25 protein-coding genes are annotated in these 26,130 nt (G+C 66.9%); 9 read left to right on the plus strand and 16 right to left on the minus strand.

The annotated features are described in order from the left end of the window. Positions 1 to 244: 244 nt before the first annotated feature. The 4 genes from AC1C2U_RS18540 to AC1C2U_RS18555 all read right to left on the minus strand — a co-directional run bounded on the left by AC1C2U_RS18540 (position 245) and on the right by AC1C2U_RS18555 (position 5,044). Positions 245 to 829 (minus strand): hypothetical protein, encoded by a 585-nt coding sequence (locus AC1C2U_RS18540; protein WP_495363246.1) that lies wholly within the window; start codon positions 827 to 829, stop codon positions 245 to 247. Positions 830 to 904: 75 nt separating this feature from the next. Then, entirely contained in the window at positions 905 to 1,201 is a 297-nt protein-coding gene (locus tag AC1C2U_RS18545) for a hypothetical protein (RefSeq protein WP_495363247.1), read from the minus strand. Next, complete coding sequence (locus tag AC1C2U_RS18550) at positions 1,201 to 3,267, minus strand: GTP-binding protein (RefSeq protein ID WP_495363248.1); 2,067 nt, start codon at positions 3,265 to 3,267, stop codon at positions 1,201 to 1,203. Before AC1C2U_RS18550 ends, AC1C2U_RS18545 begins: the two co-directional genes overlap by 1 nt. Before the next feature lie 187 nt (positions 3,268 to 3,454). Further along, complete coding sequence (locus AC1C2U_RS18555) at positions 3,455 to 5,044, minus strand: SLC13 family permease (protein WP_495363249.1); 1,590 nt, start codon at positions 5,042 to 5,044, stop codon at positions 3,455 to 3,457. Positions 5,045 to 5,323: 279 nt separating this feature from the next. Here AC1C2U_RS18555 and AC1C2U_RS18560 point away from each other — a divergent pair, with 279 nt between their 5' ends. After that, the gene (locus AC1C2U_RS18560; RefSeq protein ID WP_495363250.1) at positions 5,324 to 7,129 is read left to right on the plus strand and encodes an LVIVD repeat-containing protein; all 1,806 of its coding nucleotides are present in this window, start codon (positions 5,324 to 5,326) and stop codon (positions 7,127 to 7,129) included. Positions 7,130 to 7,238: 109 nt separating this feature from the next. Here the strand turns inward: AC1C2U_RS18560 and AC1C2U_RS18565 are convergent, their stop codons facing one another. Continuing rightward, the gene (locus tag AC1C2U_RS18565; protein WP_495363251.1) at positions 7,239 to 7,898 is read right to left on the minus strand and encodes a DUF305 domain-containing protein; all 660 of its coding nucleotides are present in this window, start codon (positions 7,896 to 7,898) and stop codon (positions 7,239 to 7,241) included. Between the two features lie 135 nt (positions 7,899 to 8,033). Then, complete coding sequence (locus AC1C2U_RS18570) at positions 8,034 to 8,270, minus strand: hypothetical protein (protein ID WP_495363252.1); 237 nt, start codon at positions 8,268 to 8,270, stop codon at positions 8,034 to 8,036. Between the two features lie 121 nt (positions 8,271 to 8,391). Between AC1C2U_RS18570 and AC1C2U_RS18575 the strand changes: the two genes are divergently transcribed. Continuing rightward, positions 8,392 to 9,744 (plus strand): hypothetical protein, encoded by a 1,353-nt coding sequence (locus tag AC1C2U_RS18575; protein WP_495363253.1) that lies wholly within the window; start codon positions 8,392 to 8,394, stop codon positions 9,742 to 9,744. A 63-nt stretch (positions 9,745 to 9,807) separates the two neighbouring features. Here the strand turns inward: AC1C2U_RS18575 and AC1C2U_RS18580 are convergent, their stop codons facing one another. Together AC1C2U_RS18580 and AC1C2U_RS18585 are read right to left on the minus strand one after the other, a co-directional pair. Beyond that, positions 9,808 to 10,536: a hypothetical protein gene (locus AC1C2U_RS18580; RefSeq protein ID WP_495363254.1), complete on the minus strand. Its 729-nt coding sequence runs from the start codon at positions 10,534 to 10,536 to the stop codon at positions 9,808 to 9,810. 5 nt (positions 10,537 to 10,541) lie between these two features. Next, entirely contained in the window at positions 10,542 to 11,180 is a 639-nt protein-coding gene (locus AC1C2U_RS18585; protein ID WP_495363255.1) for a hypothetical protein, read from the minus strand. A 195-nt stretch (positions 11,181 to 11,375) separates the two neighbouring features. Here AC1C2U_RS18585 and AC1C2U_RS18590 point away from each other — a divergent pair, with 195 nt between their 5' ends. Next, positions 11,376 to 12,353 carry a DMT family transporter gene (locus AC1C2U_RS18590; RefSeq protein WP_495363256.1) on the plus strand — a complete coding sequence of 326 codons (978 nt, stop codon included), beginning with the start codon at positions 11,376 to 11,378 and terminating at the stop codon, positions 12,351 to 12,353. 135 nt (positions 12,354 to 12,488) lie between these two features. Here the strand turns inward: AC1C2U_RS18590 and AC1C2U_RS18595 are convergent, their stop codons facing one another. Then, on the minus strand, positions 12,489 to 14,285 hold the full coding sequence (locus tag AC1C2U_RS18595) for an acyl-CoA dehydrogenase (protein WP_495363257.1): 1,797 nt from the start codon (positions 14,283 to 14,285) through the stop codon (positions 12,489 to 12,491). 226 nt (positions 14,286 to 14,511) lie between these two features. Here AC1C2U_RS18595 and AC1C2U_RS18600 point away from each other — a divergent pair, with 226 nt between their 5' ends. Further along, positions 14,512 to 14,901, plus strand: coding sequence for a VOC family protein (locus AC1C2U_RS18600; protein WP_495363258.1), 390 nt, complete (start codon positions 14,512 to 14,514; stop codon positions 14,899 to 14,901). 72 nt (positions 14,902 to 14,973) lie between these two features. Here the strand turns inward: AC1C2U_RS18600 and AC1C2U_RS18605 are convergent, their stop codons facing one another. Beyond that, positions 14,974 to 16,110, minus strand: a complete 1,137-nt coding sequence (locus AC1C2U_RS18605) for a DUF2510 domain-containing protein (protein ID WP_495363259.1) — start codon at positions 16,108 to 16,110, stop codon at positions 14,974 to 14,976. A gap of 95 nt (positions 16,111 to 16,205) precedes the next feature. Between AC1C2U_RS18605 and AC1C2U_RS18610 the strand changes: the two genes are divergently transcribed. After that, on the plus strand, positions 16,206 to 17,459 hold the full coding sequence (locus AC1C2U_RS18610; protein ID WP_495363260.1) for a hypothetical protein: 1,254 nt from the start codon (positions 16,206 to 16,208) through the stop codon (positions 17,457 to 17,459). A 65-nt stretch (positions 17,460 to 17,524) separates the two neighbouring features. Continuing rightward, entirely contained in the window at positions 17,525 to 17,866 is a 342-nt protein-coding gene (locus tag AC1C2U_RS18615; RefSeq protein ID WP_495363261.1) for a gamma-glutamylcyclotransferase family protein, read from the plus strand. A gap of 75 nt (positions 17,867 to 17,941) precedes the next feature. Here the strand turns inward: AC1C2U_RS18615 and AC1C2U_RS18620 are convergent, their stop codons facing one another. Then, entirely contained in the window at positions 17,942 to 18,601 is a 660-nt protein-coding gene (locus AC1C2U_RS18620; RefSeq protein WP_495363262.1) for a DUF7002 family protein, read from the minus strand. 778 nt (positions 18,602 to 19,379) lie between these two features. Here AC1C2U_RS18620 and AC1C2U_RS18625 point away from each other — a divergent pair. The 3 genes from AC1C2U_RS18625 (at position 19,380) to AC1C2U_RS18635 (ending at position 21,925) form a co-directional block, all read left to right on the plus strand. Beyond that, positions 19,380 to 20,546: an RtcB family protein gene (locus AC1C2U_RS18625; protein WP_495363263.1), complete on the plus strand. Its 1,167-nt coding sequence runs from the start codon at positions 19,380 to 19,382 to the stop codon at positions 20,544 to 20,546. Positions 20,547 to 20,562: 16 nt separating this feature from the next. After that, positions 20,563 to 20,853 carry a hypothetical protein gene (locus tag AC1C2U_RS18630; protein WP_495363264.1) on the plus strand — a complete coding sequence of 97 codons (291 nt, stop codon included), beginning with the start codon at positions 20,563 to 20,565 and terminating at the stop codon, positions 20,851 to 20,853. 358 nt (positions 20,854 to 21,211) lie between these two features. Next, positions 21,212 to 21,925 carry a hypothetical protein gene (locus AC1C2U_RS18635; RefSeq protein ID WP_495363265.1) on the plus strand — a complete coding sequence of 238 codons (714 nt, stop codon included), beginning with the start codon at positions 21,212 to 21,214 and terminating at the stop codon, positions 21,923 to 21,925. 57 nt (positions 21,926 to 21,982) lie between these two features. Here AC1C2U_RS18635 and AC1C2U_RS18640 read toward each other — a convergent pair whose 3' ends face one another. From AC1C2U_RS18640 to AC1C2U_RS18660, 5 genes are all read right to left on the minus strand, one after another. Continuing rightward, on the minus strand, positions 21,983 to 22,810 hold the full coding sequence (locus tag AC1C2U_RS18640) for an HNH endonuclease (protein ID WP_495363266.1): 828 nt from the start codon (positions 22,808 to 22,810) through the stop codon (positions 21,983 to 21,985). Positions 22,811 to 22,835: 25 nt separating this feature from the next. Further along, positions 22,836 to 23,789, minus strand: coding sequence for a NaeI family type II restriction endonuclease (locus AC1C2U_RS18645; protein ID WP_495363267.1), 954 nt, complete (start codon positions 23,787 to 23,789; stop codon positions 22,836 to 22,838). 9 nt (positions 23,790 to 23,798) lie between these two features. After that, complete coding sequence (locus AC1C2U_RS18650; RefSeq protein WP_495363268.1) at positions 23,799 to 25,055, minus strand: DNA cytosine methyltransferase; 1,257 nt, start codon at positions 25,053 to 25,055, stop codon at positions 23,799 to 23,801. Between the two features lie 28 nt (positions 25,056 to 25,083). Beyond that, complete coding sequence (locus AC1C2U_RS18655; protein ID WP_495363269.1) at positions 25,084 to 25,545, minus strand: very short patch repair endonuclease; 462 nt, start codon at positions 25,543 to 25,545, stop codon at positions 25,084 to 25,086. 161 nt (positions 25,546 to 25,706) lie between these two features. Continuing rightward, positions 25,707 to 26,045, minus strand: a complete 339-nt coding sequence (locus AC1C2U_RS18660; protein WP_495363270.1) for a hypothetical protein — start codon at positions 26,043 to 26,045, stop codon at positions 25,707 to 25,709. Positions 26,046 to 26,130 lie beyond the last annotated feature (85 nt).

Raw genomic sequence — 26,130 nt, forward strand, 5'->3', positions numbered from 1 at the left:
GCCGCTTCTGGCTCGGGTGTCTCCTCCGCCTCCTGGAACACGACGTCCCATTCGTCCGGATACAGCGGCGCTTCCAACCGCGGTCCCTCGTCGAGTTGAGGCGCCGTCGTCTGGAGCTCTATGTAGAGATCGGTGTGGCCACCTTGATTGGATCCCCCGCAGGCGCCGGCTAATGCTTCCCAGTCTTCACATCCGGAGCTGGTGCGTGCATCGCCGCCTACGGAACCTAGCAGGACCGCGACTATCAGCAACCCTCTGAGTTGTCCCATAGCTCCGTCGAATCTACGAGAAGTTGCTTCGAATGCTTTGCTGCTCCAACAAAGTGCGCAAGCGATCTGGCAACGGTCTGACGGTCCTCAGGGGTTACAACTTGACCCGTTGAGTCCACGATGTCTGAGGCCGAATAGTCAACGCAGATGTACATCTGTACATCGGCGACGCCGTCAGGGGTCGTTGAACTTTGTGCCAGTATGAAGTTGCGGCGATCGATGGCTCCGGTCGTTCTCAGCCCAGCATCGTGGAACTCGCTCAGCGAATCGACGAACTCCGGCGCGTATCGAGGCGTAACGACTTCGTCGATGACGGCCGTGTCCGCGTCGGGGTTGGCGCTCAGCTCATCTGACACGTGCGTGAACGCCTCATACGCCTTGACCGCGGCGGCAAGAGCTTCTTCATCGGACGCGAAGATCGGCTCAGCGGCTTCCGCTGAAGGTGTCGGCGCCGGGTCCCCGCCCGTGCACCCGCTCAGTAATATCGCGAGAGCGCCGATCGCGGCGAACCCGGCGACCGGGTTGCGACGGTGGCGTCGCGCAGAACGAGAGAGGGGCATGGCGAATACCCTAGGCGAGCCCGCGCGCGAGGTGGCCGGTTATCCACAGCAGAGCTCGCGCAACTGCGCGACAGCTCACTCCGGCGGCACGCCGAGGTCGCGCACGAGGTACGCCCAGGGGAACGAGCGGCTGCCCACGATCCGTCCGTCGTCTTCGTAGCGCCGCAACGGACCACGCCAGATCACGCGCTTGTGCTCCCACTGGGTCTCGGTGCGCACCATGCGGTGGCGCAGCATGGCGGCCTCGACCGTGTGCCAGCCCGACCGGCCCGCCAACTCCAACTCAGCCATCTCGTCGAACGCGGTGACGGGCCCGAGACACCAGCCGTCGACCCGGCGCGCGCGATGCCGTGATGTGAGCCAGCCGAGCATCACACCCCGTTCACCATCTGCGCGATGCGTCGCAGGTACTGCTCGCGGTCGCGCGGGTTCTCGCCGATGCGGGCGCGTTCGGGCAGCCGGCCGTGCACGGGCTCGTCGCCGTCGGGCTCCGACCGCAGCGCGCCCTCGCCGCGAGTGAGCCCCGGCAGTGCAGCGCGCAACCGGTCGAGTCGTCGCAGCGGAACGCGGCCGGAGATGACGGCCGCGAAGCGCTCCTCCTCGGTCGTGGTCGGCACGGCCTCGAGCCGGGTGATCGCCGAGAGCACCGAGCCGACGACATCGATCGGCACCTCGAGCTCGAAGCGGTGCATGGGCTCGCAGACGACGGTACCGGCCCGGGCGAGCGCGTCCATCACCACGAGCGGGGCGAGCGCGCGAAAGTCTGCCCCCGTGCTCGACATCGCCTTCGAGAAGCGCTGGTGGGCGTGGCTCTGGCGCGGCGAGTACCCCGAGTGCGTCATCGTGACGATGCAGTCGGGCACGTCCCAGCCGACGAGTCCCTGCTCGAGCGTTGCTCGAACGGTCTGCTCGGTCGCAGCGAAGAACGCGGGCGGCATGGCCCCGGGCTCGATTCCGAGTCGGAACACGACGCCGCTGCCGGGCGGTGCGGGTTCGACGCGAAGGCCGATCGTCGCGAGAAAGGGGTTGCCCCCGGCCTTGTTGAACTCCACGGCTTCGCCGACACCGGCGAGTCGCTCGACGCACACCACCGTCGACTCGCGAAAACCGACCTCGAGTCCGTAGCGCTCGGCGAGCATCGCCTGGATCACCTCCTTCTGCACCTCGCCCGAGAGCATGACGGTGATCTCGCCGCGCGCATCATCCTGCCGTAGGTCGATGAACGGGTCCTGCTCAGCGAGATCGGCGAGCGCCGAGAACGCCGCGCCCGCGTGTGCCGGCCCGAATTCCACGACCGACTGCAGCATCGGCCGCGCGAGCCCCGCCGCGTCGGCGAGAGCGGTGTGCGATCGTACGCCGATGGCGGCGCCGATCTTCGCGTCGTCGAGTCCGCGCACGAGGGCGATGCGGCCGGCAGGCGAGGCATCCGTCTCGACGACCGTGCCGTCTTCAAACGAGCGGATGCCGGTGATCTTGACGCCCTCTCGACCGGCGACGGTGACCCGGTCGCGCACCCGCAGGGTGCCGGCGCGCACGTGCACGAACACTTGCCGGTCGCCGCGATCGTCGCGTTCGATCTTGAACACGGTCGCGGCGAGTTCGGCGTCGGGGTCGCGCTCGGTGCCCGGCAGCAGCTCGCCGAGGCGCGCGAGCAGCTCGCGCACGCCGGCGCCCGTGCGGGCGGATCCGGCGAGGATGCCGTGCACGAGCGCGCGCCGGGAGAGCTCGCCGAATCGCTCGCGCAGCATCACAGGAGGAGGCGTCGCGCCGTTCGCCCATGCGTCGAGCACGCGATCGTCGCGTTCGGCGACGACCTCGAGCATGCCATCGACGGATGCCCCGTGGCGGCGTGCTGTGGCGGACGCACTCGGAGTGCCGGCATCCGTCACACTCGAAAGCATGACGGCTCGCTCGCTGAGCCGGCGGCGGATGTCGTCGACGACGCGTGTCGGGTCGGCACCGGCGCGATCGATCTTGTTGACGAAGAGGATGACGGGCAGGCCGAGCCGCTGGAGGGTGCGCATGAGCACCACGGTCTGCGCCTGCACGCCCTCGACCGCCGACACGACGAGCACCGCGCCGTCGAGCACCGCGAGCGCCCGCTCGACCTCGGCGATGAAGTCGGAGTGACCCGGGGTGTCGATCAGGTTGACGGTGAGCGCGGGGCAGGTTCGGTGCTCGCCGCTGCGGCCGTCGGAGCCTGCGTCGAAGTCGCGGTGGCGGTGGCGGTCGCCGTCGCCGGGCAGCTCGAACGACACGACCGACGAGCGGATCGTGATGCCTCGACGGCGTTCGAGGTCGAGCGAGTCGGTGACGGTCGTGCCGTCGTCGACGCTGCCGGGGTGGTCGAGTACGCCGACCTCGGCGAGGAGGCGCTCAGTAAGAGAGGTCTTGCCGGCATCGACGTGCGCGACGATGCCGAGATTGAGGGTACGCACGAGTGGTCAGGTCCGTTCGGTCGCGGAAGAGGGTGAACGAGGGCGTGACCTGAGGTCGCATTGCCTTGCCCTTTCTCTTCGACGTCTCGTGACGGACTTCGTCGCTCGTGCAGCGACGAGCATCGACGTTACTCGCGCAGCGGTGGGGATGGCAAGGGGCCCGAGCGCACCCGCGGGTTGGCCCGCTTCAGAACGGCCAGATGAGCGGAACCCAGAGCACCGCGACGAGCAGGTAGGCCAGCGCGAGCGGAATGCCCAGGCGCCAGTAGTCGCCGAAACGGTACCCTCCGGGCTCCATCACCATGAGGTTCACGGGCGTGGCGATCGGCGTGACGAAGGCGGCCGCGCCGGCGACGGTCAGCGCCATCATGAAGGGTTGCACCGAGGCGTCCAGGGTGGCCGCGATCGAGACCGCGATGGGCAGCACGATGAGCACGGTCGCGGTGTTGCTGATCACCTGCCCGAGCACGAGCGTGAGCGCGCACAGTGCCAGTAGGGCGAAGTGCGGGCTCGTCGTTCCGACGATGCCGAGCAGCCAGCTCGCAACGAGTTCTGCGGCGCCGGTCTCGTTGAACGCGGTCGAGAGGGGGATCAGCCCGGCGACGAGCACGACCGTGTTCCACTGGATCGAGCGGTACATCTGCGGCACGGTGAGTACGCGCGAGAGCACGAGTGCACCCGCCGCGAGCAGCCCGGCGACGACCGGCGGCACCAGCCCTGTCGCGAGCAGCACCACCATGAGGCCGAGGATGACGATGGCGCGCTTGGCGCCGCGGCCGAGCGGCACGGCCCGGCGCAGCGACTGCGGCGCAGTGACCGGAATGACCCCGGGCAGTCGCACATATCGCTCGAGGGCATCCCATGGGCCGCGCACGAGCAGTGAGTCGCCGGGGCGGAGCGCCTCGGGATCGTCATCGGGGGCCGGCACCGAAGGGCGCTCGCCCGTGCGCCGGATCGCAATGATCACGAGGTTCTCGCGCAGAGTGGTCATGCCCGGGAACACCTTGCGGCCGATGTACATCGAGCGCGGGGTGATCATCACCTCGGCGACCCCCTCGTCGGGCGTGTAGAAGGTGTCGGTCTCGAGGCTCACGTCGTAGCTGCGGCGAAGGTCCTGCGCCACGGCCTCGGGATCAGTGGGAACGTTGTCGGCGAGCTGGTCGGCCTTCCGCTCGGGCAGCCGGCCGCCGAACGCGACGAGGATCGCGATGCTGAGTGCGAGCAGCGGAAGCCCCGCCAACGCGAACTCGAAGTACCCGAACGTGCGGCCGCCGGCGTTGGCCGCGGCATCCGACACGATCACGTTCACGGGGGTGCCGGTCAGGGCGAGCAGTGACCCGGCGTGCGACGAGAATGCGAGCGGGATGAGCAGTCGCGACGGCGCGATGCCGGCCTTGAGTGCCACGATGACGACCACGGGCAGCAGTGCGGCGACGGCACCGTTCAGGCTGATGAACGCGGTCAGCACCGCCACCATGAGTGCGATGACGACGGTGAGCCGCCGTCGGGAGGTGCCGGCGCGGCCGATCACCTGCTGGCCCGCCCAGGCGGTCACGCCCGTGGCATCGAGCGACTCGCTCACGACGAACAGCGACGCGATGAAGATGACGGTCGAATCCCCGAAGCCGGCAAGCGCCTGCGGGAGGGTGATCACGCCCGTCGCCCACAGTGCGAGCGCGACGCCGACGGCGACGAGACCGATCGGGATGCGACCGCTCACGAATGCGACGATCGCCAGCGCCAGAATGACGAACGTCGCGACGATCGGGTCTACCATACTTCGAAGCTAGAGCATCAGGCAGCCAGACGGATGCCTCTGAGCCCGCCTCGATTCGCGGCGCGGCGACGCTGCTCGGGGATCTCAGGACCCTTTCGCCGCATCGACCGTCTGACCGCCCGCGGCTCGCCCCGTCTCGAAATCTGTTGCTGCGGCGAACCGCCGTGACCGCTACCTTTGACCCTGAGACCGGCCTCCTGGGCCGCGGGGCGCACGACGTTGTGCGGCTCGCCCGTCGGAGGGCATCGATCGCCGAAGAAGCGAGAGAGGGCATTACCGATGAGAACCGCACACCGACCCGTGCGCTGGCGCCGACGCGCGCTCGCCGCAGCCGGAGCACTGCTGCTCGGCGCCTCCCTGGTGACGGCCACGGCCGCCGCCGCAGAAGACGACCCGCGCATCGACCTTCCGCCGGGCTACCTCGGCGCCCAGACGGCGACGAGCAACATCGAGTTGCTCGCGAGCCTGCCACGCGTCGCTCCGTTCGACGCACCTCCCGGCAACTTCGGTTTCGTGAACTCCGATCTGGCGTTCACGGGTGACAATGCCATCGTCGGCAACTTCAACGGCTTCCAGGTCTACGACGTGTCGGATGCCGCGGCGCCGGCGTTGCGCGGTTCATTCGTGTGCCCCGGCGGCCAGGGTGACGTGTCGGTCTACGGCGACCTGCTCTTCATGTCGGTCGAGGAGACGCGCGGCCGCATCGACTGCGGCACGCAGGGTGCGCCCGGTGCGGTGAACGCCGAGCGCTTCCGCGGCGTGCGCATCTTCGACATCAGCGACATCGACAACCCGGTGCAGCTGCCGGGCGTGCAGACCTGTCGAGGGTCGCACACGCACACGCTCGTGAGCGATCCCGATGACCCCGGCAATGTCTACATCTACAACTCGGGCACCTCGGGCGTGCGCCCGGCGCTCGAACTTCCGGGTTGCGAGAACGCCGCACTGACGACCGACCCGGTGACCTCGGGCAACCCGACGCAGTGGCGCATCGATGTCATCCAGGTGCCGCTCGACGACCCTGCCTCGGCCGCGGTCGTCAACCAGCCGAGGATCTTCACCGATGAGAACACGGGTGCGTTCAACGGCCTGCAGAACACCCTGCCCGGGTCGGCGCTGCACCCGAGCGGCACGGTGTACAGCCCCACACCCAACACCAACACGTGCCACGACATCACCGCGTTCCCCGAGATCGGGCTCGCCGCGGGCGCGTGCCAGGGCAACGGCATCTTGTTGGACATCTCCGACCCGGTGAATCCGGTTCGGCTCGATGCGGTCTCCGACGTGAACTACTCGTACTGGCACTCGGCGACGTTCAACAATGACGGCACCAAGGTCGTGTTCACCGATGAGTGGGGCGGCGGCACGGCGGCACGTTGCCGTGTGACCGACCAGCCGGAGTGGGGCGCCAACGCGCTCTTCGACATCGTCGACGGCAAGCTGGAGTTCAAGAGCTACTACAAGCTGCCCGTTCCGCAGACCGCGCAAGAGAACTGCGTGGCCCACAACGGCTCGATCATCCCCGTGCCCGGTCGCGACATCATGGTGCAGGCCTGGTACCAAGGCGGTCTGTCGATCATCGACTTCACCGATACGGCGAACCCGACCGAGATCGCCTTCCTCGATCGCGGACCGGTCAACACCCCGAACCCGGCGGGACTGAACCTCGGCGGGTATTGGTCGACCTACTGGTACAACGGCAACGTGCTCGGCAGCGAGATCGCGCGCGGCTTCGAGAGCCTCGCGCTCACGGCGAGTGGTCAGTTGTCGGCGAACGAGATCGCCGCCGCGGGCGAGATCGAGCTCGACGAGTTCAACGCGCAGTTGCAGACGATGCTCGTGCATGCGCCGAGCTTCGCCGTGGCGCGGTCGTACATCGACCAGGCCGAGCGTGACGGCAGCTTGAGCGGCAAGGCCCTGGAGCAAGTGCGCAAGCACGTCGACAAGGCCGAGAAGCTTGCTGATGGGCCTGCCAGCGGCAATGCCGTCGTCGCGCAACTCGACAACGCCGCCCGCAAGTCGGGAGCCGGGGCTGACTCGGCGGTCGTGCAGGCGCTCAACGCACTGGCCGCAACCTTCGGCTGAGTGCGTCGGGGGGCCGCTGAGCGGTCTCCCGACGATGAGGTGCCCGGCGGTCCATGGCCGCCGGGCACCTTCGCGTCGTGTGGCGATCGGCAGGCGGGTACCTCGGGAATCAGGACGAGCGATCGGCGAGCAGCTGCTGCATCCGTGCTATCTCAACGCTCTGGTCTGATTCGACATGACGAGCGAACTGGTCGATCTGGGACTCATGCCCGCCACCGGCGGCATAGAGCTCGCCGACCATCTGCACAGCGCCCTGGTGGTGCTGGATCATGTACTCGAGGAACAGCCGCTCGAACTCCGCGCCCGTGGCCGCCTCGAGGCCGGCGAGTTGCTCGTCGGTGAGCATGCCCGGCATCGCATGCCCGTCGCCGTCGTGTCCGTCATGGCCTGCACGGGCATCGTTCAGCGGCACGACGCGATCTTGGAGCCACTGAGTGATGAGCTCCATCTCATCCTCCTGGCTGATCTTCATGCGTTCAGCGAGCAGTCGGATGTCGCGGTCGTCGGTGCGCTCGTCGACGAACCCGGTCACCGTGATGGCCTGGTTGTGGTGCTCGATCATGTCGAGCATGAACTGCGAATCGGCCTCGACGTGCTTCGGTGACTCGAGCCGCAGGGCCTCGTCGGGCCCGAGCGTCCGGTTCTCCTCGCCGGGCGCTCCGAGCTGCACGACGGGGCCGGTCGGCGTGGCGCGCTCGGGGCCCGCCGTGCATGACGCCAGCCCGAGCGCGAGCACGACCACCGCTCCGACCCGGCAGGATCGCTCCATCGCCGTCATCCACGTACCTCGTCTTCGTCGAAGGGCACAGGCGAGCGCCGTTATGCAGATCGATTGGGCGGCACCGCGTTCACCGTCCATCTAACTCGATGCGTTGGTCGTTGGGAACTTCGCCGACTGGTTCGCTCAGCCGGCGTCGTCGCCTGAACCGGCGTCGACCGCGTTGATCAGCGCGTCGACCGCGGTCAGCAGGTTGTGCAAGGCCTGCCGTTCAACCGAATCTTCGTGCAGCTTCTGGATGTCGAAACTCGCGAGGCTCGCTGCCTCTCGAGCCTGCGAAAGTGCTGCCTGTGCTTCGAATTCGGCCACGGTCCGTCCCCATTCGTGTCGAAACGACGGCCGAGCGTCGTCGTCCCGATCCACGGTACTCCTCGCCGCATCGGGAGTATATGGATGCCGCGTTGCCGCGAGTCCGCCGTGCGCCATCCGCTCCTCAGCTCTTCCACATCAGCCGCCTCCCAGCGCCCCCCTTAGGATCGAAGGCATGGCCGGATTCTGGGGCAAGCGCAAACGCGATGAGCATGAGGTCCAAGCGGATGCCGACCTGGCGAAGCGCGCCGGCACTGCCTTGGTCGCCGCCGACGAGCGCGTGCGCCTCACCGCCGACGAACTCGTCTTCGCCGAGGCCGAGCTGGGGCATGACGCGACCACGGAGCTGAGCGAGGCGCTCGTCGCGGTGCGGCAGCACTTGGGCGAGGCGTTCCAGTTGAACCAGCTCAATCACGATGAGATTCCCGACACCGTCGAGGAGTTGCGGACCCGCAACTCACGCATCGTGCAGTTGTGCGATTGGGCAGAGAATTTGCTCGACGAGCGCACCTCGGCCCTCGCCGAGAAGATCGCGCGTGCGCGCAGGGCTCCTGAGATCATCGCCGGCGTGCGAGCGGATGCCGCGCGCCTGCGATCGCGCATCCCCCAGGCCCGCGACACCAACGAACGACTTGGCACCCGCTATTCGCGAGAGGCGCTCGCCCAGGTGGAGTCCAACCCCGCCGAGGCCGATCAGCTGCTCGGTTTCGCCGAGCACAGTGCGGGCGTGGCCGAGCGGCGGCGTGAGGCCGGTCAGCGCGAGCAGGCCAATCTCGCACTCGAGGCCTCGACGGAATCGGTGCGCCGGGCGGCGACGCTGCTCGATGCGGTGGAGACCTTCGAGGTCGAGGCGCTGCGGGCCGAGTCGACGTTGGCGGCGATCGTCGAGGATTCCCGCGGGGACCTCGTCGTCGCGCTCAAGGAGCCGCACAGTGCCGGGGTCACGACCGCGGTCGCCGCGCTGCAGGCGGCCCTCGCCTCCCTCCCGCCGGCCGGCGTCAACACCGACCCATTCGCCCAGCTGAGTCAGCTGCGCGAGGCGAACTCGGGCCTGGATGCCGCGATCGCGGCTGCCCGTGAGCGTGCGGCGCGTCCGATTCCGCCGCTGGAGCACGTGCGCCACGCCATCGACGACGCCGACCGGCAGCTCGCCGTTGCCGGCAACGTCATCGCCGGCCACCGCGGCTGGATCGGTGCCGATGCTCGCACTCGACTCGCCGAAGCGGAGCGCATCCGGATCGACCTCGACCGTTACCTCGGCACCTCCGCGGCGGCCGTCACCATCATCGATGAGGATCACCGAGAGCAGGCAATGGCGATGGCCCGCCGCGTCGCGTATCTCGCGGGTGAGGCCCTGCAGCTGGCACAGCGCGACATCGACTCGTCACGGCCGCAGGATCCCGGGCAGTGGGGCGGTGGCTCCGACTGGGGCGGCGGCGGTCGACGCGGCAGCGGTGGGGGCGACATGATGGGCGGCATCCTCGGCGGACTCGTCATCGGCAGCCTCCTCGACGGCATGTTCGACTGAACGATCACGAGCGCGATCGTCAGTCTCTGGGGTTTGTCTCGCAAGCATCAAGCACTGCGTCAGCTACCGATGATCCGCCCGTTGCAGCGCGAGTTTGAGTCGCTCCAAGCCGCTGGTTGCCCCTTCGATGCCTGCCACGATCCCAGGGTCGACCGCGGCGCGTCCGATGGCGTTGCGGATTCGGTCGATCTCCATCCCATTGCAGCTGGCAAAGTCGTCGTTGCGACCGATGAGTGTGGAGAGCACGGCAAGGTCTTGGACGTGGCGTTTCCATCTGGGGTCGTCGGGGATTTCCAGCGCGGCCGCTTTGCCGGTGATCGCGCCGACGAGGGTTGGCCGCGGAATCACGCCCGTGATCCCCGCTACCGTCACCTGAATGAGCTCGGTTCGGTCGAGTGCGCCCTGGGCGCCGGGAGCGGCAATAGTGGTGCTCCCCGTCACGCCCTTGCGGTTCTCGCCACGTTCCCCTAGGAAGCGCGGAATGAGCACGTCGATGACGGCGGCCCCTCGACGCCAACGGTGCTGGTGTCCGCGCCAGGTTGGCTCATCTGCGACGAACCCAATCTCTACGAGAATGGACGTGTACTTCTGGAGGATGTCGGGATCTGCCCGGACATCGAGCGCAGCATCGCCATCATCTGTCGGCCGGGTTGGGCTTGCGCCACGCTCGATGCAGTGCAGGTGGACGAGTTGTCCGCCCACGAGCGTCCAGCCATCCTGGAGTTGCTGGCCGACCTCGATGAGCGCAAGCCATGAAGCCTCTTGCGCTGCAGACAGCTTGGGAAACTCCACCGTTATCACGGGGCAGCCGCCAGCAGCTCTGCGACCTTGCCGTTCTCTCGCGGACCGTTCCAATCTGCAAGGTCAGCCAGCACAAGCCCGATCGGTGCCACGGGTTCGGGATGGTTGCCGCCACTGTGGAGTATCACTTGCCCCTTGGGGTCGGGAATCATGAGGTAGTCCCCAATTAGGTCATTCAGCCTCTCACCGTCCCGGACCCAGAGTTCTGCTTTGTCGCCGCTGGACATCCCGGAGCGCGGGTCGGAGATCCCTGAGCGCATGACCCGATTGTCTGCTTCCAGATCCTCAAGGTCTTGCGGCGCGATCGAGAATACTCTCCGGTCTCCCCGACTTTTGAGCCAGGCCGAGAGGAGCGCTGCGGGGTCTTGGGAGGATTGCAGTTTCAGTAGTTTGCTGCGGAGTCTCGACTGTTCCGACGGAGCAACATTCCCGAGTGGTTCGCCGGACATCATTCGAATTAGGGCCCACGCCATCCGTTGTGACATCGGCCGGCTGCTGCGGGAGCGCGCGGCAAAGGCCGCGTCATCTACTTCCCATTGGGATTTTCCCACCCTGCGGCCGCTGAGCTCACCGGCGCGGAGAAGTTCGCGCACGCGCTGTTCGGAGATTCCCCGCCAGGCTGCGTAGGCTTTCACGGATACCACTTGCACACTTCCCTTTCGATATCGAAACCCTTGTGTAAAAGCATAATAGTGCGTTGGTGGCTTCTGTTGGCCTTCTCCGAGCCGTCAGGCCGGGAAGTCCTCAGCCTCGCGCTTCACGGCAGGATTTCGCGCCCGTTCGGCAGCCCGACGTCGGCGGCCGTCGGCCGCAACCATCAGAATGGGCGAGTGACTCGTCGCGGACTCATCCTGTTCGTCTCGCTCGGCATCGCCTGGGGCATCCCGTACCTCTTCATCAAGGTGGCGGTGAGCGAGCTGGAACCTGGCATGGTGGTGCTCGCACGGTCGGGCCTCGCGGCGATCCTGCTGATGCCGCTCGCGTTCTTCCGGCGCGAGGTGGTGACGGTGGTGCGGCGGTGGAAACCGATGCTCGCCTACACGATCGTCGAGATCGTGCTGCCGTGGTACTTCCTCAGTTCGGCCGAGCAGCGCCTGCCGAGTTCGACCGCTGGACTGCTGCTGGCCGCAGTGCCGCTCGCCGGTGTGGCCGTCGCGTTCGCGATGGGCCGGCCTGCTCGGCTCTCGCGCGTGAACTGGCTGGGCATCGGGTTCGGCATGCTCGGTGTCGCGGCCCTGGTGGGATTCGATGTCGCGGGGTCCGATCTCCTGGCGGTCGCCGAGATCGCCGTCGTGGTCGTCGGTTACGCGCTGGGTCCGGCGATCCTCGCACGATGGATGTCGGACCTTCCGGGCGTCGGGGTCGTCGCTGTGTCGCTGGCGGCCACCGCCGTCATCTACATCCCGTTCGTGCTACTCACCGGCGGCTGGCCGACCGCCATGCCGTCAACCGCCGTGATCGTGTCGATCGTCGTGCTCGCAGTCATCTGCAGCGCCCTCGCGTTCCTGCTCATGGTCGGGTTGATCGCTGAGATCGGGCCGGTGAAGGCAACGACGATCACCTACGTGAACCCGGCCGTGGCCGTCGCCGCCGGTGTCTTGGTGCTCGGGGAGCGCATCACCGTATGGACGATCGTCGGGTTCGTCCTCGTGCTCCTCGGCTCCTTCCTCGTGACGCGCCGTCGACTCGAGCCGACCCCGTCGCCGACGCCGTCGGCCGGCGCGGCGGCGGCGACGGCACCGGGGCCGGGGGCGGCCGGCGCAGAGCAGGCCGCCGATCCATCGGCCCATGAGCGCGCGGTCGATTAGGCGAAGATGTCACCTTGCACCACGCTGCTCGAGAAGCTCGACGCGGCCGCCGCAGCGCGGTAGCGGTGAGCGGATGCCGCGTGCGCGCGTGCTGCCGCGCACCCGGGTCATGAATGTCGCGGAATCCCGAAAAACTCAGACGCGCACCCCGCGTCGCACGACGTCGCCGAGCGCGTCGGCGTCGAGGGCGAACAGGTCGCGCGAGCCGGCCGTGGCGGCGCCTGCGAGGCCGGCCGCCTGCGGCAGCAGCTGCTCGGCATAGAACCGGGCCAGCGGCAGCTGCGACTCCGAGATGCCATCGGCGTCGAGGGCGCGGGCGGCGAGCGCCGACTTCGCCATGAGCCAGCCACCCAGCACGAGCCCCCAGATGCGCTGGTACGGGGCCGATCCCGACAACACGGCGTTGGGGTCGGTGGCGCCGGTGCGGAGCATCCATTCCGTCGTCTGCTCGAGGGTGTCGAGCTGCGCGTTCAGCTGCGTGCGGATCGAGGCGAACTCGTCTCCGGCCGCAGCGAGCTCGCCGTCGAGCTCGCGCATGGTGGCGATGAACTCGAGAGCGGATGCCCCGTCGCGAACCGGGAGCTTTCTGCCCACGAGGTCGGCGGCCTGGATGCCGTTGGTGCCCTCGTAGATCGCCGCGATGCGCACGTCGCGGTAGTGCTGTGCTGCGCCGGTCTCCTCGATGAACCCCATGCCGCCGTGGATCTGCAGCGCGATCGAGGTGAGCTCGTTGCCGAGGTCGGTGCCGAACGACTTGGTGATGGGCGTGAGCAGGCCGACGATCTCGTTCGCCCGAGCGCGCACGGCGGCGTCGGGGTGGTGCGTCGACACGTCGGTGTAGGTCGCGGTCAGCAGCATCATGCGGCGCATCGCGGCGATGTACGCCTTCTGCGTCATGAGCATGCGGCGCACGTCGGGGAAATCGATGATGGGGGAGTCTTGCGTCGCGCCGATCGCGCGGCCCTGGATGCGCTCGCGTGCATAGTCGAGCGACTGCTGGTACGCGCGCTCCGACACGGCGAGGCCCTGCATGCCGACCGAGAGGCGGGCGCTGTTCATCATGACGAACATGATGCGCATGCCGATGTTCTCGGCGCCGACGAGGTAGCCGGTGGCGTCCTCGTACGAGAGCACGCACGTCGGCGAACCGTGGATGCCCATCTTGTGCTCGACGCCGACGGTGTGCACGCCGTTGCGTTCGCCGAGCGAGCCGTCTTCGTTCACGAGGAACTTCGGCACGATGAAGATCGAGATGCCCTTCGTGCCGGCGGGGGCATCGGGCGTGCGGGCGAGCACGAGGTGCACGATCTGCTCGCTGAGGTCGTGGTCGCCGAAGGTGATGAAGATCTTCTGGCCCGAGATGGCGTAGCTGCCGTCGTCGCGCTTCACGGCCTTCGTGGAGAGCGCGCCGACATCGGTACCGGCGTGCGGCTCGGTGAGGTTCATGGTGCCGGCCCATTCGCCGGTGACCATCTTCGGCAGCCACTGCTGCTTCTGCTCGTCGCTGCCGTAGTGGAGGAGCGCCTCGATCGCGCCCTGCGTGAGCAGCGGCGCAAGGGCGAATGCCATGTTCGCGGTCGCCATGAGTTCCTGGAGGGCGAGTCCGATCGTGCGCGGGAATCCACCGCCGCTGAACTCCTCGGGCAGGGGCACCGAGCCCCAGCCGGCATCGACGTAGGCGGCGTACGCCTCCTTGAATCCGGTCGCCGTGCTGACGGTGCCGTCGGGGTTCAGCCGCGATCCCTCGAGGTCGCCTGCACGGTTGGTGGGTGCCACCGCCTCGGCCATGAAGTTGCCTGCCTCGTCGAGGATCTCGGAGACCGTCTCGAGGTCGGCGTGCTCGAACCCGGGCAGCTGCGCGACGGCGTCGTAGTCCACCACGTGCTCGAGGATGAAGGCGATATCGGCTACAGGGGATCGGAATGCGCTCATCCCTGCAGCGTAACTCCGCTTCGCGGGAGGCTCGTGTTCTCTGCGGGTTCCACGACGCGTGTCGTCGAGCCGCGGGCCGGTTTGGCAGCATCCCACAACGCGGCGTCTCGGTCGGGCCAAGCGAGCGCCTGGTGAGGAGGAGGTATGACTCGTGCGAAGGAGGACCGCACGGTACATCGCGGGTCCTGCTCGTGGAAACGTTGACCCCGGACCATCCGCACCGCTGGTGGCCGAAGGCTGCGCCCGTCGGGCCTCCCGGCGTCAGCCGCTACAGCGCGGATGCCGCGGCAGTCGAGGAGCGAACGTAGCGAGGCCGCCCCTTCCGCCCGCCACCACCCCGCAGTACCGTCGAGCGACCGTCTCGATCAAGCTCGAGGTCGACGACCAGGCCGAGGTCGACCGCCTCTGGAGCGCCCTCATCGCCGACGGCGGCGAGCCCAGCCAGTGCGGCTGGCTCACCGATCGCTACGGCCTCTCGTGGCAGCCGATTCCGCGTGGCTTCACCGAGCTCATGACGACGACGGATGCCGCGCTGAAGCAACGCCTCTTCGCCGCGATGCTCACGATGACCAAGCTCGAGATGCCCGTGTTCGAGGCGATCGCCGCCGAGCGCTGACGACCGTGACGGTGGTCCACGATTCGAATCGCCTCGCCAGCTCGTGCCGCTCCCACAGCTCGGCGCGCCCCGCTACGGCGCATTCGTGAAGGTCGCGCTCGGATACAGCAGACTCGGCGCCACCTCCAGCGTGAGGAAGCTCGGTTCGTCGACCGACCAGGCGGCCCGCCAGCTGACGGACTCGCCCGGCTCGATCGTGGCGGCCGGCGGGAAGCCGACGTCGTCGCCCGGTTCGAAGACATCGCTGCCGATGTCGAAGATCTGGCTCACGTCCTGATCGCCCGACGAGAGGCTCGGGAGCGGCAGTGCCTGCAGATCCGCCGTCGAGTTGTTGGTGATCGTCAGCGTGAACACGATGTTGCTCGCGTGCGTCGCGCCGACCGCGAAGTCGCTCGGGGTGTACGGCTCGGGCACAGAGACCGTGAGTGCGACGCCGTCGTCCCAGGTCATCGTCTCGCCGAACGCGAGGTCGCCAGCGACGGGCACCTCCGGTTGCTGAGGATCGGGGTCCGGCAGCGGAAGCGCCGGCACGTCGGGCATCGCCTCGTCGATGTCGTCGATCGCGTTGCCGATCGACGCGACGAGGAAGGTGACGAACATCACGAGTCCGACGATCGCGGCGACGATCGACACGATGAGCCCCATGACCGCAGGCCACTTCGCGCCGCGCAGGAACAGCCCGATGATCGAGAGCACCAGCGCGGTGGGCACGAGGGTCCATGCGAAGCCGCTCACGGCGGGGAAGAACGCGAACACGAGCCCCACGACCGCGACGACGAGTGCGATGATGCCCACCACGTTCGGCCCGGGTCTCGAAGGCTCGGTGAACGGATGCCCCGGCAGCACCGTCGTGGAAGGTGCGCCGTAATTCTCCGTCGTCGCATCGGGGCTCGCGTTGACGGCCACGTACGGCGTGGTCGGAGCGGTCGCGGCGTACGGAGCGGTCGCCGCGTACGGGGTGGTCGGGGCGTCGCGGTAGTCGTACCCCGCGGCATCCGGCCCCTGCGAACCCCAGACGAACGGAATCGTCGGGCCCTCACCACCTGCCGGCAACACTTCGGTGTTCACCGAGTCGGGCCCGAGCTGCGTCGACGGAACGGTCTCGGCGCCGGGCGCGACGTATTGTGTCCAGGCGTCGCCGTTCCAGTACCGTCGTCCGCCGGACCCGTCTTCGTACCACCCGGCGGGCGCCTTCGTCGGGTCGCTCATCTCTCGATGGTGACAGAGCCGGCGTCACGTCGCACTCGTCGAACCGGGTTCCGCCGCCCGTAGCGGGCGCTGAGCGGCGAACGTAGGATCGGAGCATGGCCGGGTTCTGGGTCAGGCGCAGGGTGGGTGCGCACGAACTCGAGGTCCGCGATGGCGAGTTGGCGAAGCGGGCTGGTTCCGCCGTGCTCGCCACCGACGATCGCATGCGCGTCACCTCCGACGAACTCGGCTTCGCCGAGGCGGAGCTGGGTTCCGAATCGACCGCGCTGGCGGGCGCGGTGCTCGCCGCGGTGCGCAGACAGCTGAGCGACGCGTTCCGGTTGAACCGGCTCAATCACGATGCGATGCGCGGCACCGCCGACGAGGTGCGGGCGCGCTACGCGCGCATCGTGCAGCTGTGCGAAGAGATCGACGACGTGCTCGATGAGCAGACCTCCGCGCTCGCCGACAAAGTCGCTCGGGCGCGGCATGCTCCCGAGGTCATCGCCGGCGTGCGAGCGGATGTCGCGCGCTTGCGCTCTCGCATCCCATACGCCCGCGACACCATCGACCTGCTCGCCACCCGTTATACGCGCGAGGCGCTCGCCCGCGTGGAGGGCAACCCCGCGGAGGCCGAACAGCTGCTCGGATTCGCCGAGCACAGCGTGAGCGTGGCCGAGCGACGACGTGAGGCCGGGCAGCGCGAGCAGGCCGACCTCGCGCTCGAGGCGTCCACTGCGTCGGTGCGGCGGGCCGCGACCTTGCTCTATGCGGTGGAGACCTTCGAGGTCGAGGCGTTGCGAGCGGAGTCCGTGCTGGCCGCGGTCATCGAGGAGTCCCGTCGGGACCTCGCCGTCGCGCTCGAGGAGCCCCGCGCCCGGGGCGTCGCGAACGCGATCACCGAGCTGCAGGCGGCCCTCGCCGGCATCCCGCCGGCTGGCGTCGACACCGACCCGCTCGCCCATCTGAACCGACTGCGCACGGCGCATGCGGGGCTGGATGCCGCGACCGCGGCGGCCCGCGAGCGCGCGGCACGCCCGCTGCCGCCCGTGAACCTCCTGCACCATGCGGTTGAAGACGCAGACCGAAAGCTCGACGTCGCGCGCGATGCCATCGCCGGCCACCCGGGGTGGGTCGGCGCCGAGGCCTTGACGCGGCTGGCGGAGTCCGAGCGCACCCGCATCGACCTCGGCCACTGCCTCGGAAGCTCCGAGGCGACCGTGACCGTGATCCACGAGGATCACCGAACGCAGGCGATGACGATGGCTCGGAGTGTCGCGTCCCTCGCGGGCGAGGCGCTGCACCTCGCCCGGCGTGACATCGACGCGTCGCGACGACAGGACCGCGGGCAGTGGGTCGGCCTCGGCTGAGGCGGCGGTCGCATGCTGACCAAGGGCGCTTCACGGATGCCGCGAGCACGCGGCTACCCTCGATCATGCCCGCGACCGAACGCCTCTTCAGCTATGGCACCCTGCGCCTGCCGCAGGTGCAGCAGCAGCTCTTCGGCACCGAGCTGCCCACGACCGCCGACGCGCTCGTGGGCTGGCGGCTCCGGATGCTGCGCATCGCCGATCCGGATGTCGTCGCGCTGAGCAGTGCGGCGGAGCACCCGATCCTCGAGCGCACCGACGACTCCACTGATCGGGTCGACGGCGTCGTGCTTGAGGTCACGGCGGAGCAGCTCGCTGCAGCCGACGGCTACGAGGTCGACGACTACCGCCGCGTGCGCGCACAAATCGCCTCGGGCGGCAACGCATGGGTGTACGCCGCGGTCTGATCCTCGCGCGGTCCCTGTCGGGCGGATCGGCTGTTCTTCGCGGACGTGCCCGGAGGAGTTCGTCGGTGCTCGCGACTAGAGGATCCGTTCGATGACATGCGGACCCTGCATTCGCTCGACCCGCACGACCAAGCCGTCGAGGTCCGGGACTCCGCCCTTCACCGTCAACTCGGCGACATCGTGCCCGTTGGCCCGGGGCTCGGTGCGCTCAGGGTGCCGGTACTCGCGGATCGACTGGAATGTGCCGGCGCCGCGTCGTGCCTTGCTGTGGCGCTGTGCGAAGCCCGAGTTGATCGCGCACAGCTCGATCGCGTGCTCGTAGCGATTCACGAGTTTCGCCGTATCGAGGGTGATCACAGTGTGTGGGTCGTTTCTGTACGAGCGCGCGCCAAGGAGGTCGAGCAGTCGCCGCTCTTGGAGGAAGAAGAACACGCGGGAATTGAGCTCGCTGTACCAGTCCGCGGGCGTCATGTCGTCGAGCACCTCCGCGAGGGATGGCTCGTGAATCGGCTTCTGGTCGCGAACGACGGCCGAGCCGAAGGACGGATGTTCCAGCACCTGCGACTCGTCGCGTCGCTCAGTCAGCAGGATCGAACGTTTTGCGGGTGCCACGTCCCATCGCTCGACCAGCGCGGCCGACGAGAGGAGGCCATGCCGTTCGATCGACGGCCAGCTGCCGTCAGCAGCCATGTGGAACAACTGGGGATACAGTCGGACCAGCTCGTCGGCGCGCACGACTACTCGCCCGCCCGACGTCGGAACTCGCGCCGGGTGTTATTAGCCTGCTTGGCATCGAGCAGCCAACGCGTCTCGTTCCTTGAGGCGAGCGTTCCGTATGCTCCGCGAAGGAAGTTGCGAATCGCACGCTGACTGATGCCGAGTTCTCGGGCGAGTTCGGCTGGCGTCACTGGCTCCGTTGTCATGATGCCGAGCGAGCGAGTGCGGCACCCCGGGCGCTGGTGTCGTTGTGTGCTTCCTGGATGCACGCCACGCCCCTGATTTTGCGCCAGCAACTCGAAGTCCGTGATGGCGAGCTGGCGGAGCGGGCCGGGTCACCCCTGCTCGCACAACTCGCGTCGGGCGACGAGGCACGGGTATACGCGGCGGCTTGAGCACCGCCCCATCCGCGCTTTCGGCATGCCGTCGGTTCTTGGCGGCGTCGGTTATTCGCCGTGCCGCGCTCCGCATCGATCGTTGACCCCGAGGCATCCGCACCGCTAGTGTTCGTAGGCTGCACACACCGTGCGGCATCCCGGGAATCTGGAAGGAAGGCAATGGCCGTGTATCTGCAGCTCACGAACAAGCCCTCCTTCATCGAGCTCGCGAACGAGCAGCGCCAGCTGCTCCGCGAACTCGACTAGGTTCTCGACCCGGCACACTGACGCCACCGCGGCATCCGTTCGCGATTCTCGTCACCCCGTGCCGGTCGAGGCCCGGGGTGTTTTCCTGTCTGCGCGCGACGGGAGCCCTCGGGCCCCGGATCCACGCAATGCAAACCAGACAGGAAAGGAACATGCAGAAGCTCACGAAGCGGCTCGTCTCGTGGGCGAGCCTGATCGACGAGAAGACCGTCGAGCAGGCCCGAACCTCGTCGACGATGCCGTTCATCTACCCGCACCTCGCGCTCATGCCCGACGCGCACCTGGGCCTCGGCGCCACGGTGGGGTCGGTCATCCCGACGCTCGGGGCGATCATCCCCGCGGCCGTCGGAGTCGACATCGGCTGCGGCATGATCGCGGTCAAGACGCAGTTCACCGCGTCGGAGCTGCCAGCCGATCGGCGGGCGGTGCGCGAGCAGATCGAGCGCGCCATCCCGCTTTCGGCCGGCAAGCACAACCGGAAGATCGTCGCGTCGGCGGTTCCGCGAATCGCGGAGCTCGAGGCGCTCGCCGAGGCGAAGGACTTCGACCCGGCGATCTACGCGGGCAACTGGCGCGAGCAGCTCGGCTCCCTCGGCAGCGGCAACCACTTCATCGAGGTGTCGGTCGACGAGACCGACCGGGTGTGGCTGTTCCTGCACTCGGGAAGCCGGGGAGTGGGCAACAAGATCGCCCAGCACCACATCAGGGTCGCGCAGCGGCTCGCGAAGCAGTGGTGGATCGAGCTGCCCGACCCCGACCTCGCCTACCTCGTCGAGGGCACGCCCGAGTTCACGCGGTACATCGCCGAGCTCCGGTGGGCGCAGCACTTCGCCCTCCTCAACCGGGAGGAGATGATGGACCGCGTCATCCGGCAGGTGAGCGAGTGGGTCGGTACGCCGGTGGAGGAGCAGGACCGCATCAACTGCCACCACAACTTCACCGAGAGCGAGGAGCACTTCGGCAAGCGCGTGTGGGTCTCCCGCAAGGGGGCGATCCAGGCGGATGCCGGTCGGCCCGGGCTCATCCCCGGCTCGATGGGTACAGCGTCGTACGTCGTCGAGGGGCTCGGGCACCCGATGTCGCTGAACTCGTCGCCTCACGGCGCAGGGCGCACGTACTCGCGGACGAAGGCCCGGCAGACCTTCACGCACGACCAGCTGCGGGAGGCGATGACGGGCATCGAGTTCCGGGACACCGACGCGTTCCTCGACGAGATTCCGCAGGCCTACAAGCCGATCGACCAGGTCATGGCCGACGCGGCCGAGCTCGTGAAGGTGCGCCACACGCTGCGGCAGCTCGTCAACGTGAAGGGCGACTGAGCCGCCGATGAGGGGGATGTTGCGGCCGGCGCGCCATGTGCGGCGCGCCGGTCGCGGCCTCGCCGAGTCCGAGCGTGTGCAGGGCGGCCTCGAGCCCTTCCAGGGCACGCCCGCAGCGACCGTCAGTGTCATCGGCGAGGATCACCGCGATCAGGCGATGCTGATGGCCCGCCGCGTCGCGCACCTCGCGGCCGAGGCGCTGCAGCTCGCGCAGCGCGACATCGACTCGTCACGCCCGCAGGATCCCGGACAGTGGGGCGGCGACAGTTGGGGCGCGGCGGTCGACGGAGCGGCGGCGGCGACATGATGGGCGCCATCCTCGGAGGCCTCGTAATGCGGAAGCATCCTCGACTGAAATCGAAGGTCACCGGATCGGTGCCGGTCGGGGTGACCGTCAAGACCCCCGGGAGACCGGGTTTTCTTGTTTCAGCGGGTCATTTCTCCGCTGACTTGGCACTTGGGAGCTACGCAGCTGGAGCCGAAAAGACGAACGCCACCGCTTCAGCATCTGAGTACTGAGAGAAGTGGCGTTCAAACCCCACGTGGGGGACTTCCCGAGAAACACTACCCTTAGCGATGTGCTCAGTCAAATAACCAACACGGCGGATGCGCGGTCGCTCAAGTCAGCCGTTCCCGTCAGCAGGCTCAAGCGGTATAACACAGCTATGGACGGTTCACTCATTGACGCTGCGCGTCTCTACGTGCTGGATGCTCAACTACGCGGTGCGTTCCTCGAGCTCGTCCACTTCGCAGAGGTGGCTCTTCGCGACGCGTTTCACACCACGCTTGCAGCGAGCTACGGTCAGGACTGGTTCCGAGGCCAGAACGTCGTCCTAGATGATCGAACCCGCGACCGGTTCCGCGAAGCCGAGACACGAGTGACGATTGCGAGCGCAACGCCCGAGCGAATCATCGCTGAGGCAAGCTTCGGCGCATGGACCGACCTGCTTGAGGTGGGCGCGACTTCTTCCGGCGGCGCCGGGCTCGCGGGGCGTGCAAACTACGAGCGCGATCTGTGGGACGAGCGCCTTGAGAACCTATTCCGGGGTATCGCTTTTTTGGGGCGATCAACGCGCCAGCAGCAGGCGGCGTCACTCCTCCGGCGAGTAGGAAGACTGAGAAACCGCGTCGCGCATCACGAATCCGTGATCTTTGGCGTCCATCAACCCGGTGAACGCGACGCAGCAGGCAACCACAAGCGGCAGGCACCGTCTGCTGCGCTCGATGACGTGCGGTTGCTGATCGATACCTTCTGCGAGCCCGACGCAGCCGCATGGCTCGCGACCTGCACGCACGTGGACGAGATCCTAAGTGACACGCTTTCGGCAAGGGGGCTCAACAGGGTAAAGAACCTGATTCCGCGAACAGTGTGGATCTAGCACTGAAGACCAGCGAACGACTGGGGTCCGACGTTCGATGATTCGTCTGGGAGGAGACTACCGTTTGACTAGATACTCAACGACCACAGCCGCTCGGTCTCGCTCGCCGGGTGGCAATGATCGATAGAGGTCATAAACCAAGTCCGCGCTATCGCGGGTGCGATGACCTCGTCGCACCCACTCATCGACTTTCCTGGCTTCTCGAATGGTGAGCGCGCGCAGCTTCTCTTCGAAGACCGAAAACACAACCGGTCGCGACGTGTTTGCGCGGGCAGTCTCGTTGCAGAGGGAACATTCAGCGCGAAGGTTCTCGGCACGCGGTTTCCCGCCGTGCGCGTTGGGAACGATATGACCGATCGTCATCACGGCGTCTCTATCTGGGTCATCAGGGTAGGGCTCATTGCTCGCGACGCCGCAGATTTGACAGCGCGACCCATCGCGCTCGAGAACCTCGCGTCGAAGCTTCCGGCTGATTGTCGACTTCGGTGGTCGAGGTTCTGCGCACCCAGGGTGCCAGCCAATCTGATCCACGCGGTACATCCCGAGTGGGACAGAGTGGGCGTATTTGTTCGACGGGATCTTCCAGCCGTCGCGTACCCGCAGCTCTCGAAGCCGTCGCTGGAAATGCTCGTTGACGTTTCGCTGATCAAGCTCGAGATTCCGTACTCCTTCACGCACCTCATCAGTTGTGAACGTCTCACCGACCTGCTTATTGAACGCCAGCCAAGCAGCGATCCGCGGCTCGTCGCCTAGAGGCTGACGTGTACCCGGCCACGTACTGGACTCCCACCACACGGTTCCATCCGGAGCGTACGCGTCGGAAGGGAAAGTCGTGGCACCGTGCTTGGGCTGCGAGCGCATTGGGTTCCTTCGAGTTCGTGACATCAGGTGGAAGGGCGGCCCGAGGCTCCTACTCCAGACCAGCTTGCGTGACGACGCCCGGCAATCTGGGGGCGTGGACCACTCGATCTCCGGGTTCCCAGACCTTCCAGAGCTGGTCCTCTAGGGACACCGTATTCGGGTCGGCATCGGTCGCGGGCGCCACGAGTGCAGAGATGAACTCGCCGGGCCTCGGCACGCGTATTCCGAGCGCTTCCGCGACCTGCCGATGTGCAGCGTAGTCGCCACCGGGAATGATGATTCCTTCGGCCTGTAGGGCCGATCGTGCTCCGCCGTTGTAGCGAACTCGCTTCATGAAGTCATCTTGTTGGGCGACCGTTGCGATCGACGCGCGACTCACGATCTTCAATTCCGCCTGCCTAAAGAGTTCGTTCACTCGCTTCTGACCTGAGGAATGGGAGAAAACGGACTCTCGCTGCACTTCATCCAGTTCAAGGAGCACGTTTCCCGGGAGCTCACCACCGAATTGAAGCCACCGGATTGAGGACTTTCCGGCCGCATTCAATGTGGCCTTGAGATCGCGATTCCTGCCGAGATTCAGCCGATCGGTCGTGACTCGAGTCACGCCCAGCGACCACTCCCCGTCTTCGTCGCTGGCTGTGGCCACAAGGATGATGTGCGAGTAGCTCTCAGGCGGGAGCATCCACCCGCCGTAACGGAAGGAGAATTTGCAGTCAACTTCCTCGCCGCTGATCCGGAAGTCAAGCTTTAGTCCATCTTCGATGATGTCGCCGAAGACCCTCCGGAGATTGATCTCGATCAACGTGCCGAAATGCGTCTTCTCCGTCTTGTACAGCTGCGAAACGGCGAATCTGCCAGTGTGTTGGCCGTCATACAGCTGGTCGAACGTGTCACGGAAGACCTGTGCAGCCCTCCGTCCATCAGGATCTGCTCTCTGCCAGGCGTCATAAACCGCATCGAGGCCGGTGTCAGGCCTCTCCGCCGAAAGATCGAACAATGGCACGTCTATCAATCAACTGACCTTGTTGGCGTGCTTCTCGAAATATGCGTGGCGCTGATGAGTCTGTTGACCGGTGAAACCTTTGAACCCACCCAGCTTGTAGGAGGTGCCTGCCGGAGTGGTCATGATATCTAGTTCAAAATCCTGTGCCAGCATCGCGAGGCGACGTTCAACAGTTGCCACGCTGTGGTCTTGGAGGGCGTCGATCAACTCTTCGATCGGGACGTATTCGTTGCGGTTCGCCAAGGCCCGATAGACCGGGTCGTGCACATCTGCCCCGAGCGTGGGAATCCCGTTAGCGACCCCTTCATGATTGAGTGCGGCGCGAATCGCGAGCCCAACGGCTTCCGCAACAGGCGGCGGGAAGGCATTGCCAATTTGCCGATACTGTGCGGTCTTTCGGCCGCTAAACACCCAGCCGTCGCTCTCTGCCCAGCCTTGGAGGCGCGCGACCATCTCAATGGTGAGCCTCGGAAGAACTTCACTTGCGGGTGGAGTCTCGGGTCCCGGTGCCTCGTTCGCAATTCCCTTGCCATCGACCCCGAGTGCCTCCCAAGCGCGCTTCGCCCGGGTGGGGCCAAGGTCCGCACCGCCGTGCTTCTTGCTGCCGCCGACAAGAGTTGGCCCGACCTTGTTAGCGGACCTGGCCCATTCGTCGGCGTGTGGCCATCCATCTGCCGCCATCAAACCGAGGAGCGCTTGCCCGACCGTCAGCTGTTTGGGCACCGGCTCTGGCCATCGGAAGAACGGTGCATCTTCGGTGCGGAGCGCGACCAAAACGAAGCGAGGGCGCAGCTGAGCGACGCCAAAATCAGCTGCGCGAAGCAGGCGCCAATCGGCGATGTAGCCAAGCTGAGCCAACCGATCGAGAATCCGCTGGCGGTAGCCCGAGAACCGTGGGGCAGCGAGTCCGCGGACATTCTCAAGCATGAGAGCACGTGGCTTGATCTCGTTTACCAGTTCAACCGCCCACGCGAACAGGTCACGTTCGTCAGCTGAACCGAGCTGCTTACCTGCGATCGAGAACGGGGGGCACGGAACTCCACCCGCAAGAAGGTCAACGCCAACGAAGTCGGACGGATTCCAAACGCTGCGGTCAGCCACATCTCCCACCGCGACCTCGGTTGTGAGGTTGCTACGGAGCGTATCGGCCGCTGTGGCGTCGAGCTCGATTGCGATTTTATGTTGAAAGCCTGCTCGATGGAGTCCGAGCGATTGCCCGCCCGCGCCGGCGCAAATCTCGACGACTGAATACGGCAGACCTGTCACGCTATGAATCCCTTGGCTCGCTGTCGGTTCAACTGCTCAGAGTAGTCTCCGAGAGACCACCGACATCGAACGCCGTACCGGCGGAACGTCTTTCATCCACGCTTCGACGGATGATGCTCGCTGCTTCGTCTGAAGGCACGTGCTCCCAAATTCGGATGACCCGCCAACCTGCGCTCTCCAGCGCCGACGTCTGCCGTGCATCCCTCGCGCGGTTGCCCTCGAGCTTCGGACCCCAGTACTCCGTGTTCCTCGTCGGACTGCCACCGTGCTCGGGGCAGGCATGCCAGAAGCATCCGTCGACGAACACCGCGACTTGGGCACGAGTAAAGACGATGTCGGGTCGAACTCGGACACCAGGCAGACCTATCAGAAGGTCACAACGGTAGCGGTATCCTGCGGCGTGCAGTCGCGTGCGGATAGCCAATTCGGGACCTGTGTCCCGCCGTCGATTCGCTTGCATGTTGCGACGTCTATCGTTTGCTGGGGCCATCTGTCAACGCTACGTGCATCCAGCTCGAGCCTCGCAACAGCGTGCCTCTGCGCCTGGCATGGATTCTGGACTGCAACGCGACCTCGTGACCCGGGCGCTGCCCTTCGAGGGTGTCGGCAGGCTCGAAGAACACCGTGGGCGTTGCGTCGCGGCGGTGCTCGTCAGCATTCGGGCGCGTCGTTGCGCTCGACGAGCGGGGGAGTGCGCTCCTCGATCGACGATTGAGAATCAATCCTCTGTGCCACTCGCCCGCCGAGCACCAGCAGGAGCGATCTCCACTCATGAAGCACTTCTCCGTCCCCGGCACTCAACCAGGTCATCGTCGACCTGGCGGCTGCCGGTGCAGACACCGATTCGCTCGCGGCATCCGCGAGTACCGGCCTCAGCACGGCCATCCTGCCGCTCATCGCGCTCGCCGCATGGCTGACCGCGACGGTCTGCGTCGGTACGCTCATCGTCTCGTGGCTGCGTCCGTCGGCGCCGGGCGATGCGTTGGCCATCGTCGACGCCGAGACTGCAGGGGTGCTGCCCGTCGGTGAAGTACAACGGGCAGCTGCTCGCGGTCACGCGCGACGGGTTCCGCGA

Source organism: Agromyces sp. Y575 (assembly GCF_059445445.1).